This window comes from Enterococcus sp. DIV2371, assembly GCF_050498525.1.
Taxonomy (GTDB): Bacteria; Bacillota; Bacilli; order Lactobacillales; family Enterococcaceae; genus Enterococcus_B; species Enterococcus_B mangumiae.
In genome coordinates, this window is the sequence record NZ_JBIPAJ010000001.1 from 3,123,916 (window position 1) to 3,138,630 (window position 14,715).

The 14,715-nt window shown below is 37.5% G+C and carries 14 protein-coding genes; 2 read left to right on the plus strand and 12 right to left on the minus strand.

Annotated features, from left to right (window positions below):
* Nucleotides 1–267: 267 nt before the first annotated feature.
* Nucleotides 268–1,113: an SDR family oxidoreductase gene (locus IGL24_RS14650; protein WP_207115438.1), complete on the minus strand. Its 846-nt coding sequence runs from the start codon at nucleotides 1,111–1,113 to the stop codon at nucleotides 268–270.
* A 126-nt stretch (nucleotides 1,114–1,239) separates the two neighbouring features.
* On the opposite strand from IGL24_RS14650, the gene IGL24_RS14655 reads away from it, so the two are divergent.
* Together IGL24_RS14655 and IGL24_RS14660 are read left to right on the plus strand one after the other, a co-directional pair.
* The gene (locus tag IGL24_RS14655) at nucleotides 1,240–1,707 is read left to right on the plus strand and encodes an Rrf2 family transcriptional regulator (RefSeq protein ID WP_207115439.1); all 468 of its coding nucleotides are present in this window, start codon (nucleotides 1,240–1,242) and stop codon (nucleotides 1,705–1,707) included.
* A gap of 170 nt (nucleotides 1,708–1,877) precedes the next feature.
* Nucleotides 1,878–3,488: an SWIM zinc finger family protein gene (locus tag IGL24_RS14660; protein WP_207115440.1), complete on the plus strand. Its 1,611-nt coding sequence runs from the start codon at nucleotides 1,878–1,880 to the stop codon at nucleotides 3,486–3,488.
* A gap of 171 nt (nucleotides 3,489–3,659) precedes the next feature.
* Here IGL24_RS14660 and IGL24_RS14665 read toward each other — a convergent pair whose 3' ends face one another.
* The 11 genes from IGL24_RS14665 to IGL24_RS14715 are packed head-to-tail and all read right to left on the minus strand — an operon-like array spanning nucleotide 3,660 to nucleotide 14,704.
* Nucleotides 3,660–3,992 (minus strand): DUF4176 domain-containing protein, encoded by a 333-nt coding sequence (locus tag IGL24_RS14665; protein ID WP_206853107.1) that lies wholly within the window; start codon nucleotides 3,990–3,992, stop codon nucleotides 3,660–3,662.
* Entirely contained in the window at nucleotides 3,985–4,878 is an 894-nt protein-coding gene (locus tag IGL24_RS14670; RefSeq protein WP_429966345.1) for a DUF4176 domain-containing protein, read from the minus strand. The genes IGL24_RS14665 and IGL24_RS14670 overlap by 8 nt, the downstream gene beginning before the upstream one ends.
* Nucleotides 4,879–4,921: 43 nt before the next feature.
* Nucleotides 4,922–5,797, minus strand: coding sequence for a DUF4176 domain-containing protein (locus IGL24_RS14675; protein WP_429966346.1), 876 nt, complete (start codon nucleotides 5,795–5,797; stop codon nucleotides 4,922–4,924).
* Nucleotides 5,794–7,344 (minus strand): hypothetical protein, encoded by a 1,551-nt coding sequence (locus tag IGL24_RS14680; protein WP_429966347.1) that lies wholly within the window; start codon nucleotides 7,342–7,344, stop codon nucleotides 5,794–5,796. The genes IGL24_RS14675 and IGL24_RS14680 overlap by 4 nt, the downstream gene beginning before the upstream one ends.
* A complete protein-coding gene (locus IGL24_RS14685; protein ID WP_207699696.1) occupies nucleotides 7,335–7,685 on the minus strand; it encodes a hypothetical protein in 351 nt (116 codons plus the stop codon). Before IGL24_RS14685 ends, IGL24_RS14680 begins: the two co-directional genes overlap by 10 nt.
* 9 nt (nucleotides 7,686–7,694) lie before the next feature.
* Nucleotides 7,695–7,949 (minus strand): hypothetical protein, encoded by a 255-nt coding sequence (locus IGL24_RS14690; protein WP_207699695.1) that lies wholly within the window; start codon nucleotides 7,947–7,949, stop codon nucleotides 7,695–7,697.
* Between the two features lie 11 nt (nucleotides 7,950–7,960).
* Entirely contained in the window at nucleotides 7,961–8,362 is a 402-nt protein-coding gene (locus IGL24_RS14695; protein ID WP_206853089.1) for a DUF4176 domain-containing protein, read from the minus strand.
* Entirely contained in the window at nucleotides 8,359–12,774 is a 4,416-nt protein-coding gene (gene essC, locus IGL24_RS14700; RefSeq protein WP_429968504.1) for a type VII secretion protein EssC, read from the minus strand. The genes IGL24_RS14695 and essC overlap by 4 nt, the downstream gene beginning before the upstream one ends.
* Nucleotides 12,761–13,933: a type VII secretion protein EssB gene (gene essB, locus IGL24_RS14705; RefSeq protein ID WP_207699693.1), complete on the minus strand. Its 1,173-nt coding sequence runs from the start codon at nucleotides 13,931–13,933 to the stop codon at nucleotides 12,761–12,763. The genes essC and essB overlap by 14 nt, the downstream gene beginning before the upstream one ends.
* Entirely contained in the window at nucleotides 13,930–14,205 is a 276-nt protein-coding gene (locus tag IGL24_RS14710) for a type VII secretion protein, YukD family (RefSeq protein ID WP_207699692.1), read from the minus strand. The genes essB and IGL24_RS14710 overlap by 4 nt, the downstream gene beginning before the upstream one ends.
* A 13-nt stretch (nucleotides 14,206–14,218) precedes the next feature.
* A complete protein-coding gene (locus IGL24_RS14715; protein WP_207699691.1) occupies nucleotides 14,219–14,704 on the minus strand; it encodes a hypothetical protein in 486 nt (161 codons plus the stop codon).
* Nucleotides 14,705–14,715 lie beyond the last annotated feature (11 nt).

Sequence of the window (14,715 nt, forward strand, 5' to 3'; positions counted from 1 at the left end):
ATCATACACTTTTTAATTATACATACATTTCAACATTTTTCAGCATATAAATTCTTAAGATTTAAAGGGGTATTTATCAAATAATTTGGTGTGGAATTAGTATTTTATTCCACCAAAAACTAGCGTGTATCTAAGTTATCAAGGAGAATATCTCCAAATAAAGAGTAAACTTATGTCTTAGAAAAGCAATAAGTAACTTGAATTAAAACATTATATTCGAGAATTAATTGCTTAATAAAAATCCATATAAAAACTTATAGCCCCAGATTAAATACCTAACTCCTTCAATCCATCTTCTAATGAAGTCAATTCACGTCCTAATACTTTTTCAAAATCATCAGAAATCACATCTAATTGATTATTCCGAATATCATTTTGAATAGCAGCCGTCATTTCTGCACCACCTTGAGAAAATCCCGCATCTGTAAGCTTACCTATAAATCCATCTGTATCCAGTGAGAGAATTTCTATCGACTTGCCACTTACTTTAGCAACTTTTTCTGCCAACATTTGATACGTGATTGGTTTTCCAGATAATTCTAAGACTTCCGGATAATCCGTTCCTGCTAATACTTTTGCGGCTACTTCTGCGTATTCTCTCTTTAATGCCCAACCTGTTTTTCCTTCTCCAGCTGCATAAACAAATTGACCAGTTTTCAATGCCAGATCAATCAAAGGCATCTCATTTTCTAGATACCAGTTATTTCTTAAAAAGGTATGCTTGATACCAGATTCTTTAATGATTTTTTCTGTAAACTGATGGTCTGGCGCCAAGATACTAGTCGAATGGTCTGCATCCGCAAAACTCGTATAGGCAATAAAAGAAACACCGGCTTCTTTTGCCGCTTCCACGACATGCTGATGCTCAGCTTGTCTGTTCCCCGGCACTCCTGAAACAAATAGTAAACGATCAATACCCTTTAAGGCCTGCACCATTGTTTCGGGATCAGCATAATCGCCGATACGCACTTCGATACCTTCTTCTATTAATTGTTCTGCTTTTTCTTTACTACGTGCAAGAACATAGATTTCCTCCAAAGGAACTAGTTTCTTTAATTCATTTAAAGCATAGTGCCCAAATCCTCCGGTTGCTCCTGTTACTAAATATGTCATATTCCCACTCCTTTTTTATAATTAGCTATTTTCTCGATCACAAAGCTGTACATTTATAAAATACACCTTTATCATAAAGAGTATGCTAAGATAAGTCAAGAAATCAATTTGAAAGGATGGATTTTAATGAAATACTCTCTGCAACTAAGTGATGCGATCCATATTTTAGCTTACATCCATATCTTCCAAGGGACAGATCTGCTTTCCAGTGACATGATCGCACGTAGTATTGAAACGAATCCAACAAATGTCCGAAAAATCATGAGTCAATTAAAAAAGGCCGACTTGATTCATACGACAAGCGGAAAACCAGCACCTGTACTTGCAAAAGCGCCAGAAAATATCAACTTATTGGAAATTTATCGAAGCATCGAAGGAAACACAAGTTTGATTCAAGTCGATCCTAAAACAAATCCAAATTGTGTCGTCGGTGCCAATATACAAGAAGTCTTGACTGCAACATATTCTCAATTGCAGGAAAAAGTGGAAGAAGAAATGACGATGATCACATTGGATGGACTCATTCAACAAATCGCTCGATTAGAAAAAGAGAAACGCCCAGAAAATCAATCGATCGTGGAAAAATTTATTTAGCATCCAAGAAAACCATCCACTTGTAGTTATTTAAAGATAAAATAACATTTTTATATTATTATTACTTTTATATAAGATTAAATAATCTATGTACTGAAAAAAAAGTTGCTGTTTTCTTTTTATTTATTCGGTAAAATTAAAGTATAAAGATAACTACAGGAGGAAATATTATGAAAAATTGGCAAAGCGTTTTCGAGGAACCTGATTTAGATAATGGCTATACTTTATTTATCGAAAAGCATGTTCACGAATTTTTATTTACACAAGAACAGATCACCGCAAAAGTAACTGAAGAAAACAACGAGTATGACATATTGATCCAATTAACAACCCACGAACACTTCTATCGTGTAGCTTGCACTTGCTCACACGAAGGCAATGACCATTGTGCACATATCGCGGCTGTCTTATTCAAATACGAACAAGAGGATAAACATGAAAAAACACCGGATCTTATCAAGCTGATTTCCTATGCAAATGAACAAGATATCCATGACTTCCTATTAAGTATTTTAAGGGGTAATCAAAAACTTACACAACGTTTTCAAGAACATATTGCAATCAAAAATATTAGCGATTACGATAAAATGGTTGTTATTTTAGAAAAACACACTCAATATTCAACCAATAATACGAACGACCGTACAATACAAAAAATCAATAATGAACTGTCTGGATTTTTAACCAAGCTTGTTGATACTGCTGTCGAAAAAAATCAAATTCTTCATGCCTTTGAACTGATGAATCGAGTGGTCGAACACCTTGACTTAGCAAAGATACATAATGTAGAAAATGATGTAAGTCTTATCATGCATCAATGTTATTCACTATGGAAAAAGTTACTGAAACATGCCTCTGAACAAGAAAAACAACGCATGTTTTCTAAATTATCAGCCAAAGTAAACAGCACCACCGCAAGCCAGTCTTGCTTTTATATCCAACAAGTTTTACATGAAGAGTTCCCCCAACAGTTCTCAGATCATGAGCAGCAAGCCCTTGACCAAACAACTGAAAATAACGGGTTCTTCAATTATAAAAATAAACGACTTCTATCGATTCGCCAGATGGAGAACTTGAATTATTCAGATAACCAAATTCGGCAACGTGCACGAGAAAGCTGGCAATCACCCACAATACGTTCGCAGTATATCGACTACTTGATGCAAAAAAAAGCGTATGAAGAGGCCATTGTTGTTTTGAAGGAAAGTATTGTATTAGACAAGCATTCTTCCGATATGATCACTTTACATCGCTATGCGTTAAAAAATCTCTATCATAAATTAGGGAACAAGGAGCTTTATGCGGAACAAATTTTCCATCTACTATTAGAGGGAGAAACCGTTGATATGAATTTAATCCATCAATTGAAAAAATCCTATTCGATCGATCAGTGGGAAGAAGTACGTGAACAATTATTTGAGCAATTAAAAAATCGAACTGATGTTGGTTTATTCTATTCAAAAGAAAGACGGTATGATCTACTATTGGATTACATCCTGAAATCACCTGGACTAGAAGAAGCCAGTCGCTATTTTTCTTTCTTAAGAAAGCAATTCCCGGAAGCACTCCTTCAAAAATATGAATATGAACTACGTCGAATGGCCGCTGAAACAACGACACGCTCTCGGTATCATAAAATGGCTTTGCTGATTGCCGAAATGGCCACTCTTCCAAGCAGCACCATCTCTGTTCAATTATTGATCAAAGAACTAAAAGAAAAGTATCCACGTAGAAAAGCAATGTTAGAAGAATTGAAAAAGTTGGAGAAAAATTATAAATGATGTAACAACAGCGATTCTGTGGTACAGCCACTACTACGAAAAACCGAATCAACAAGCAACACCGTTGATTCGGCTTTTCGTATAGCTGGTCACTGATTTATTACTTTCCTATAATTTCCTAAAAAAGAAAAAGCATTTCAAGCACTTTAAAATAACAAGACGCACCTGCTATCAATCAAAGCCGATTGACACAGATTGATCTGGTTTACTTGCGGCTTCTTTCACATCAGCCTCCCACTTACCGTAGATATCTAAAAATCTCACTTCTTCTTCATCACTATACCCTTCAAACACAACTTTATCGATATTTTCATGATCAAAAAAAATCGTTGTTTCAGGATTTAAACCAGATGGATAAAGCACTGCCATATAATCTGCAAATGTATCTTTCCCCGTATGTTGATCTGTATATATCGCTCCTCTTCCAACGATAACTAATTTTTGTAAACCTTCCTCAAGCAAAACGATACTTCCTAATGGTAATAACTTTTTGACTTCACTCATTATGTATTTCCTCCTTGTCAGTTCCTTTGATATGCTTATTAAAATATTTCTCTCCGTACCATTCTAATTGTGTTTGCCCTTCCAGATTGCGGTATTCTTCTGAATATTTGTGTTTATAGTAACCATGTAATAGATATGGGAAGAATAGATAGGCTTCGGCGACCATCACTGCAATATTAAACGCTATCCACATAGCAAAAATGTTAATAAAACCGATCATATCGGTACGAGGTGTATCCCCACTAGGGAAAATAAATTTCCAAATCATGACTATTATGACCACTATCCAGCCGTAACTCATCACAATTTTTATGATTTTTTCTATAAAATCATCGAGCTTATTTTTTTCTTTGTTTTTTATATTAAGCATTTTTATATTTAAGGAATTATATTTACTTCTAATAACGATATAACCTACTATAGTTAATAAAAGCAAAACGATTATCATGCCAATAGAAGTTAATACATTAAGCGATAAAGTAATGAAAAATAAATTTATTGTCAGTATTAACCAAATAAGATAATTATTACAAGTGTTCATTGTAATGAAAATCTTTGTACTAGCATTATTCTTATTTTTATATCTTGTATATAACCAGATAGATAAATAAATAAAAAGTAATATCCAAAAAAAACTTTCTGGCAAGAAATTTATATCTGGTTCAGGAACAAAGCTATTTCTATCAGGACTTTTCATTCCAAATTCAGTAATTTTTACAAAACCATATTGTGCCATTATTAAAATTATTGATATAGACATTAATAAAAAGCGCTTCTTCCCATTATATAATCCTCTTTTTTCAGTATCTTTTATCATATAATCGACTAATGGATCATCTAATAACTTTAAACTTTGTTCAAATGTCGCATTGAATAATTTTTTCATATGCTTCTCCATTTAGAGTTAATCTCATCCTGACGTCTACTCATTATGTTTTTATTTTTTCTTCTTTATCAGTTCCTTTGATATGCTTGTTGAAATATTTCTCTCCGTACCATTCTAATTGTGTTTTCCCTTCCAGATTACGGTATTCTTCTGAATATTTATGTTTATAATAACCATGCAATAGATACGGAAGGAACAGGTAGGCTTGTGCGATAATAAATCCTATATCAAACACAAACCACATAGCTAAAAATCCTATAAAACCCGTTACATCTGTGCGTGGTGTATCTCCACTAGGAAAAATAAAATTCCAAATAACCCCGACAATAACGACTATTGAGCTATACTTCACCACTAAATTTATTGCTTTTTCTATCCATTCATCCACCTTTTCTTTTTTATTTATATCATAAAGTAAATTTTCCAAGGACGCTTTCTTACTTCTAACTACTATATATCCTACTAATAAAATTATTGAGAAAAATATTCCCATTCCTATAGCTGTTAGAGGCTTTAGAAACGCTGTGATGAAAAGAAGGTTAGTTTCAATTACTAGCCAAACAAAAATGTTTACTGTATTGATGTAGCCCCAGAAAAATTTAGTAGCTCGATAACGTTTAATCAATGTATAGACCCATATAACTAAATACATTACCAAAAGTATCCAAAACAAAGATAAAGGTAAAAAGTTTATATCGGCTTGTGGAACTAAACTATTCTTATCGTGATTCGTAATAATGCTATTTGTAAATAAAACTATGCCATATAGCATGCCTATCAAAGCTAGCGCTAATATTTTCAATAAAACAGGTCTTTCTTTTAAATCCCACCTTTCAACATCATTTTTCATATAATTGATTAGCTTATCATTTTTCAAATTTAAACTTTCTTCAAAAGATGCTTTGAATAAATTTTTCATATTAATCTCCAATTAAAATTTATTTCTGGTAATTTTATCGAAGATAGTGCATTCCCAATTGATTTTCCCACTTGCTGAATCTCCTTATTCATATATTTCACTGTATTAGTACTTTGCTCAATCGCTTTGCCTATTTTTTCCGTACTCCTATCATATACTTCATATGCCCAAGTTTTACCACGATCATACACATTTGGTGCTAGTAGTTGTATCCCCTTATTTACTAAGCCTGCAGTAAGACCTATAGCAGCACCAACACCATTCCCAATAAATGGTACAAATGTGCCTAACTTTGCACCTAATGTCATTCCCTCTAACGGACCAATACTCTTCACCACCTCTATTCCGCCGCCTATTATTCCTTTACCAATACTTCCTGTTTTTCCATATTCATTCACAGCATTTGCTGCGAAAGTGACTCCTAATTGCGCGTAAGTAGCTACTTGGCCTGCCGTTCCTAATCCTTTGGCGACACCCCATTTTTTAGCTCCTTGTATCAAATGGGAGTTCTTCAAGCCTTCACTGACGTAGGTTTTTACGGGAGAGGTAAATTTAGTGAAATTTTGATAGGCTTTGCCTATCGTGTCGATTTTAGGAATCCATTTTCCTTGAGCAACAGTTTTACCGAACATTTCGTATTTTGTCAGACAGTTAAACAATTTAGTTTTCATCCCTGAAGGTAGATAACTGGTAAGCATCCAAAATTCATCGTTGGATGCCAGCTTGTTTACCAACGCATCAGGATAATTGCTGATCAACATTTCAAGTCGTTTGATTGCATCGGTTTTCCCTTCTTTTAGAGGTTGAACTAATTTTTCAATCTCCCCATACAGTTCTAAGAAGGCATTGGTTGAAGATTCTTCCAGCAATGTCTGTCCGTTTGGTTTGTACTTCTCAAACCAACTTCCATCCACCCCTTTCGGCAATGTATAACTTCCATCTGCCTTTACGGTAGTTTGATTCAGGACTAAGACACTTTGCATGGCGAGTTTTAATTCCAGTAGACTGTTGTTGAACAGTCCACTGGTTTGAGAGTTAAAGGCATTGAGTTTTTGCTGTTTGCGTTGCAACTTGTAGATGTCTTCTTGTAGGCTGTCTGACATTCTCATCAGGTTGCGATGGAAGTCGGTCAGCATTTCTGTGATACCTGGTAAGATGCTTATATTAGCGATGTGTCTGATCGTCTGCGCATGGTTTTCAATCGATTGTTTAGCAAATGATTTAGCCCGAATCTGTCCGCTTAAATTCTCTTCGTCCAAGTATCCTTCACTAGCAACGATTTGATGCGCGGCGGAGTAAAGATTCAGATCTGACTGAATTTCTTGTACCGCATTGTTTACCCGATTAACTGTAGGAATGATTAATTCAGAAAACAGTCCTTTACCGGCTTGATAAGCTGCTCCGGAGAGTGTTTTTCCGTCAACTGCTTGAACAATTTGTTGGCTACCTGTTCGTAGTTGGTCGATCGTTGTACGAGCAAGTGATAAATTAGTGGTCATATTACTTATTAAGTTCGAAGATTCACTGGCTGAATAGATTAATCCCATCGTTTATTCCTTTCTTTCTGAAGGGCTGTACGTTCTTCTTCAAGCTTGAGCACACCGTTTAAGTATTCTTGGTCCAGTTGGTGCTGTTGTTCTTCTACTAGCCGCGTGAAGTAAGCTGATTTCCCTTCGTTCTCATTTTTCTCCCAGCGAGCTGCTTGACTTCCTTGGGAGATTGATTCTTCTGTGAATCGTTGGATTTCTCGAAAGCTTTTTCGCATATCCATCTCTAAATGATGGATACATTGTTTTAACTGTTGTTTTTCTTTGCTTAGACGCTCCGATCGTTGCTCATTATTGCTGATTTTACGATCATATTCAGCTATCAATTGTTCATTTTCCATACTGACTCCTTACTTGAACCTTGATTGACTATCTCTGACCGCAATTGCTTGACCGAGTTGGGGGAATTTGTTTGCTTGTTCATTGACACAGGTGACTAGATTTGAAATATCATTTAGTAGCTTGTTACTGACCTCTACACCTGTTTTCATGCTGCTGATCGTACTCTTGTTTAAAGAACTTGTTTTGCTACTACTGACAGAAACATTTTTTATTCCTGATACGGCTGCTGTTGCAGTGGATTCCTGAGAAGCGATTTTCGGCATCTGTTTTCTCCTTATCTAAATTGATAAAATGGATCTTCTTTTAATCTCTCTTCTTCATTTATTTCAACGGTTTCTGCAATCGGTGCAGATGGTTCTTCTTGTACAGGCAATGGATGCTTTTGCGCATCTTTAAGTTGCCTTAACAAGTCATCTAAAAATTCTTCATCGGCTTGATTTTGAAATCCTTCGAATAACACCTCTGTAATTTGGTCAGCTTGGATAGAAAAGACTTCTTGGCTTGGCACATCACCAAACGGATGAGGTGCTACACGATATCTCGAGATGACTTTTTCTTCTTCATTTTTGGCAATGGCACGAGCGACGATGAAATACAGCAGTTGATCATCTTCTGTTCCTACTAGTCTGACAATACTGCCTAGTGGCAAAAACGTTGTGATCATTTCTTCTCTCATACTTCTTCCTCCGTAGGAAACACAATGGCTTCCAATTGATCATCTTTCAAACTGTGTAGAACATTTTTAGCAACTATTGCGTTTTTTTCTTGGTAAGAAAGATTTTCAATGAATAATTGGTTTTGTAAACTACCACCAAATAAAATCTGGTCGATATTTTCTTTTACGAACGTAGTGATTCCGCCAAATGTATTGCCGACTTTCGCTATGTTATCGATAAAGAAAAATTGTAAATGATCACTTCCTCCACTTAATAGAGCAGTTACTTCTTCAGGGTCCAATGTTAGTTTCCCTACTAGGTCCGCGATACCATTGATAATAACGAGCCTCTTGCAAGTTTCATTTGTTAAGAGCGCTTCTAGTGCCGTTTTTAGGACTGTTGGTTCTTTCGTAAGGCATGAACGGTCCAAATAGAGTGAAACACCCGCCTTCGCTGATTCGAGTGTGCCATTGGCATCAATCAATACCACTTCTCCTTGACGTTCTTGACAGATTTGTTGAAGCAACCAAGGCATCATTGCACGGAATTGCTTGTTGCTGCTGAAAAAGATCCCTAATCGCAGACTCTGGAATAAGGCGAAAGATTCTACTAATGAGGTGGCTTTATTCAATCCCAAATACAGTTTGTTTTCATCGGCTTGCACAAGATAAGAAGTGAAACTTTTCCGAGTTAGATTTTCTGGTGCCATTGGAATTTTGTCAGGGCGTTCTCCTGTCCATGCTCGATTGATCTCTATGATTTCTTCTCCCAAATGTTGGAGTAGTTCGGCATCATTTTTTCCATTACTTGGGAGATAAAACTGAATAGTGGTTGGCGTAGACAGTAAGACTTGCCCACGACCATTGATTGCTTCGGAGGTTAAAGCATTTCTGCCCATGACCATGTTTATCTCATTTTCATCGTTTAAATACATCGCGATCTTCGTTGCAATATTGCTCATCATATTGGTTCGGATGCTACCCGCTCGATTTGCAGTCATCACAAGAAAGACACCTAAACTTGCGCCATCTCGTAGTAATTGAAGCAACACTTCGTCAATTCTATCTTTACGCTTATCTTCTAAACTCAATCCATCATAACTGTCGAGAATGACTCCTAAGATCGGTAATTTTTCTGTTGTCCTTGTCTCGTATTGTGTGAGATTAGCGACTCCAGCTTGCTTGAATAAACTTTTGCGCTCAGCCAGTATTTTTTCGATTCGCCCGAGCATTTTTTGCAATTTTTCATCTTCTTCCAAGGTTGCAATATCTGCGACATGCGGCAATTCTTTGAGTGGCAATAAGCCGTTATTCCCAAAATCGATTAAATGAAAGTGAATCATTTCAGGGGTGTTTTGACGAGCAAGGTTCATCACAAGGGTTTGCAACAGTGTCGATTTCCCATACCCTGGACTGGCAACGATCAATGTATGACTGGCTTCTTCAAGATTGAAAGTATGATTCAATTGTTTTTGTTCCGAAGGGATATCTAAGCACCCAAATGGGATTGCTAGATTGCGGTCTTCCGCCTGTGTCACTTTTGGGGTAACGAGTTGCTTCTCCAAATTCGGTAGCCATGGTTTATCTGGTAACTTGTAGGCAGAAGCAGCAAAAGTTGTCTTGATTCGATCAATGACTGCTTCTAATTGTGTCGGCAGATCTCGAGTATCTTTTCCTTGGACAACTTCGACATCTGGATCATAGAGCAATTCCAGCTGTCCCAATTCATTGATTTTAAATACCCGTTCATCGATCACTTCTTCGATTAATTGTTCGGGGTCATAAGGCACTCCGGCATATCCGCTTTGAAACAATTCATACACTTCATTTTCGCCAACTTTCAAATACCCTCTTCCCGGGTTTACGATTTGTGCCGCATCCGGTGTTTTGAGTAGTTCATTTGAATCTTGGATACTCGCCATTTTCAAAGCGATTTTACTCGTACTATTGGCTTCGATCTGATCGTTGACTACGCCAGAAGGTTTTTGAGTGGCTAAAATCAGATGAACACCTAATGAACGTCCGATCCGGGCAACCGAGGTGAGTTCGTCTAAGAATTCTGGCACGTTGGCTTTAAGCTCTGCAAATTCATCGGAAACTAGGATCAAATGAGGCAATGGTTTTTGCGGATAAACAACGTCTGGCTTAGGCGTTTTTCTTTGTTTATACAAAGACATATAGCCGTTGATATTATTTACGCCATATTTGGCAAACTCTCTTTGTCGTTTTGCCAGCTCTGCTTTGATACTTGCCAAGGCTCGCGCAGTTCCAGCGCCGTCCAAATTGGTGATTGCTCCCATAAAGTGCGGTAAATGGTCTAAGGTATTGGCAATGCCGCCACCTTTCCAGTCAATAATCAACATGCCGATATCTTCTGGCGAAAAATTGATCGCTAAACCGATCAAATAAGTCGTTAAAAATTCGGATTTCCCTGAACCAGTCGTACCTCCAACTAAAGCGTGCGGGCCATGGACTCGTTCATGCAGATCCCAATAAACGAAATCTTTTTTCCCGCGCCAGCCAATCAATGAGCGAATGGATTTATTCGGTTCAGCCGAAGCCCAACGATTTGAAATCATGAGTTCTTCAACTGTCTTGACCTCATACTGATCCAGTAGACTTAAACTGTCAGGTACGGCATTTTTCTCTACTTCCACATGATGGAGATTAGCCAAACGCCGAATCGCTTTTTCGATTGGATAAGTTGTCGGCAAATGATTCGGAATAAATCGCTGATTCACATATTCATTGTTTTGATTGATCAACGTTGCCGCTTCATTGCTTTGGTATTCGATTAACGTCGTTGTTGTTTCTGGCAACATATTCAATGTTTCTTTTCCCCAGATGACCGTAATTCCATACTCTCCTAGATTTTCAGCCAAAAATTCGTTTAATCCATGACCTGCTAACCAACTTTCATCCAGGATCGAAAACACATAATGCGGTTGGAAGTGGACTTTCTCATTTCCAGCCTCACGAACTTGTTGTTTTCTTTTTGCTATTATTTGATAAAAGGAATTCAAAACCATATCTCGACTTTGAGGCGTATGGACAATGCCTCTCAGATTTAACGAACGAATTTTATCATGGGGCAACCACCGCCATTCTCGCCAATGTTGTTCGTATTCTTCTGATGGGATCAGTGTAATGAACTCAACATCTCGATAGGAGTGCAATACGCATAACTGGAAGAGAAGGAGTTGTAATGCTGTTCGCAAAATATTAGGCGTTCCTGCTAAACCAACTGTTTGTTCCAAAAGTGATACAATGATCGGTGCATCTTCCAGTTGTTTATACGGGCTATTGAGATGCTCAAATGCTTCATTGCTTAATTCATCCTCTTCTGTCGGTTGGTAGCTCGTTTGAAAGCTGGCGTTGATCTCGCCGATCCCTAAACGGACAGATAAAAAATCCTCATTTACTGTCATCCGTTCATAGATTCGTGAATGGTAATCTTTTGCCATCAATGCTAGTTCATCCAGTGAAGGATTCATATATTCCAAAGCTGTTTTTTGTGTTTGCTGTAAGACGTTAAGCTCCGATTTTTTTTTGATCATATACTGACGATAATGCGCTTCCCTCGCATGATTTTTTCTGTTGGTTTCTTTTTTATTCGTAAAATAACTCGAAACAGAAAAGCCTGTTGTCAGTAAACTAGCCCCACCCATACTGATGAGCATGACTGGATTACCTCCGCTCAAGAAACTTGTCGCACCGCTTAGAACAACCATACCTAAAGGTGGCACGATCGTTTTCAACCATTCGTTCTTTCCTTCAGCAGATTTCTGCTTAGGGGGTTGAATCGCTACTTTCTCTTTTGGCTCCTTCAAGTGGATTCTTGGGCTACGTCTGAATGCGGGGAAGTTTGCTGGATACTCGGAAAGATAGGGTTCTTCCAGCAACTGCCAAGGGTCTAACCGTAGCTGATTTTTCAGATCGGTGATTTTCAATTGTTTCTCACGCATCTCAATGATCAGATAGTCAATGATCAATTGATCGCCTACAGAAAATGGAAAGACACCTTTTTTTACACGTTGGTGATTGTAATAGATCTTTGCTTCACTAGGATAGATTTTCACTTGATAGTCCTCGAAACTACTATCGTAATCAAGAAAAACCAACGCATCAGAATCGATCCAGATTGCCGAGTCTTTTGCCCTTGATAGATAGATACTTCCCCTCGGTTTATTGACGACAACCGTTTTCAATTGCTCATGCTGAACTAGGAGAAACTTCTCATCTCTGACTAATTCTCCTTCACAAAAAAGCTGTCCATCTTCACAGGAAATCGTGCGGTTTTCAATCATTACTTGATTCATTTTTTCTGTCATTTGTTTATGACTAAACGTCGAACCAAAGTAAAATAGATCATAAAGAACCGAAACGGAATGTTGGATTTGATCAGTCATTGAAATTGGCTTAGTTTGCTTCATTGCTATCCGTCCCGCCTTCTAAGATTTCTAAGTACTTATTGATTTCTTCCTCATAACTGGTTAGTAATTCTTGCTTCTTCTGGCCACTCATTTTATTGTTTGCTCTTGTGGCGTCATATAATTTGGTGTAGGCATGCAAAATATATTGATTATCACCGAGATTTTGTGCGATATCTAAGGATCGATCAAAATCTCCCCGCCCGATGTAGATCCAGTAGAGCAAGGTATTTTCATTTGATTTTTGGGAAATGTTGTTCAATATCGCTGTTTTTTGTTCATTGGACAAATTATCCAGTTGTATTGCGCTGACTGCAGCGACGTATTGGGCACCATTAGGTAGATCTTCAGGTTTATCATCCTTTAATGTTGTTAAGACCCCTGCATAATTATTGGCAATGTACTGCGTTTCAGCCGAGCTGATCCGTTCTTGTGCGGGAAGTCGATCAAACGCATAGATACCTGTCGTAATCGCTAAACCGATTGTTAAAATTCCTAATATCAGTGTTCCCCATTTAAAAACAAGGTAGCTTTTTTTGTTCACCATTTGGATTTCAGTCGCACGCTTTGCTTTTTGTTGCACGACCTGTTCGCCGATCATGCGATCAATTTCTGCGACACTATTTGCTCCTTGGATTCGCTTCGAAAGCTCATCCTTCAAGGTGCCATTTCCTTCAATCAGTTGCTCATAATCGTACTTGGGATGTAAAATCGTTAGGATCAACGCGCGATATTGCTTCAAAAATTCTTCTTCGGTTGCTTCATAAGGAATGATTGAATGCGCAAACCCCCGATGCCCTACGATGATTTCTTCTCCGAATAAAAATAGATTTGCCGGATGGATGAAAGGTTGGATGGGGCTGGTTAAAAACTCGGATAAGAAACTGATTTTTTGTGCAAGCAATAATCGTTGAAAAAGTTCTGTTCGTTTCAGACATTCTTGCAAAGAATAGATTTGTTTACTTTTTTGGTACTGAATGACTAGTTTTTCTTCTGAAGACTCTACGATCCGTCCAGAAAGTAAATGTTTTTTTTGTGCTAAGAATAGTTGATACTGTTCTAAGCGATCCAACTGGTACTGTTTCGCATTCAGTGTTACTTCTACCATATCAGCCGTTATCTCAATGATGATCGTCTCAGAAATATCTTTTATGTGGCTCACGTTCGTTCCTCCGCTTTTTGTTGAGATTCTTGAATCAGCAAATGATCGCCTTCACTTAATGGGTAATCCGCTACATAGGCCTCTTCTTTTAAGCGGATTGGTTTATTCAATACGACTAAATCGAACGTATCAGGCAGTGACGAACCATTTTGCGTTAAAGCTTCTTTTAATAATTCTTTCAATCGTGTAATCGTTACTTGGATCGGAATTTGCAAATCAATGATTTCTTCTTTGACTTGTAAACTGATACCGATTGCTTGATTTTTTTCCAACTACAACAGTCCTTTAATTATTTTTGTATTTCTGTTGTGAAAACTTTTTCCCTAAGTAACCGCCCCCACTAACCAGTAAAATACTCCCCAATAGAAGTAACAGCCAAGAAACAATTGTCCCGTGGGCAGTTGTGGGATTGGGGTTCGCTGACAATTGATGCCCTACAGACATTTGCTCTTCTTTAAACAATTTGGGTGTAATCGTATCTTCAAAAACTTGTGGCTGAGTGGTTTCTTCTGCCACAAAGACTAGGGTTTGAGCAGTAGAGATTTGTTGCTTTTCTTGCTCAATTCGCTCTTGGTCTAATTTTGTTTTATCTGCTAAAAATAAATCGTGCAGTATAAAGGTTGTTTCATTGTCTTCAACGCCTTCACTCTCTCGGTAGATCACCTGATTATTGATCGTGAGCGTACCTGAAAAAACTGTAGGATTGGTTGGACTAAAAACCTGTAATAGTCCTAATAAAAAGAGCAGTCGTCCTATTTTTTTCTGAGCCATCTGATCCCTCC

Bases quoted from the DNA above. Each gene is read 5' to 3' on its own strand.
- IGL24_RS14650 (WP_207115438.1), bottom strand. From the start codon at position 1,113: ATGACATATTTAGTAACAGGAGCAACCGGAGGATTTGGGCACTATGCT.
- IGL24_RS14655 (WP_207115439.1), top strand. From the start codon at position 1,240: ATGAAATACTCTCTGCAACTAAGTGATGCGATCCATATTTTAGCTTAC.
- IGL24_RS14660 (WP_207115440.1), top strand. From the start codon at position 1,878: ATGAAAAATTGGCAAAGCGTTTTCGAGGAACCTGATTTAGATAATGGC.
- IGL24_RS14665 (WP_206853107.1), bottom strand. From the start codon at position 3,992: ATGAGTGAAGTCAAAAAGTTATTACCATTAGGAAGTATCGTTTTGCTT.
- IGL24_RS14670 (WP_429966345.1), bottom strand. From the start codon at position 4,878: ATGAAAAAATTATTCAATGCGACATTTGAACAAAGTTTAAAGTTATTA.
- IGL24_RS14675 (WP_429966346.1), bottom strand. From the start codon at position 5,797: ATGAAAAATTTATTCAAAGCATCTTTTGAAGAAAGTTTAAATTTGAAA.
- IGL24_RS14680 (WP_429966347.1), bottom strand. From the start codon at position 7,344: ATGGGATTAATCTATTCAGCCAGTGAATCTTCGAACTTAATAAGTAAT.
- IGL24_RS14685 (WP_207699696.1), bottom strand. From the start codon at position 7,685: ATGGAAAATGAACAATTGATAGCTGAATATGATCGTAAAATCAGCAAT.
- IGL24_RS14690 (WP_207699695.1), bottom strand. From the start codon at position 7,949: ATGCCGAAAATCGCTTCTCAGGAATCCACTGCAACAGCAGCCGTATCA.
- IGL24_RS14695 (WP_206853089.1), bottom strand. From the start codon at position 8,362: ATGAGAGAAGAAATGATCACAACGTTTTTGCCACTAGGCAGTATTGTC.
- essC (WP_429968504.1), bottom strand. From the start codon at position 12,774: ATGAAGCAAACTAAGCCAATTTCAATGACTGATCAAATCCAACATTCC.
- IGL24_RS14715 (WP_207699691.1), bottom strand. From the start codon at position 14,704: ATGGCTCAGAAAAAAATAGGACGACTGCTCTTTTTATTAGGACTATTA.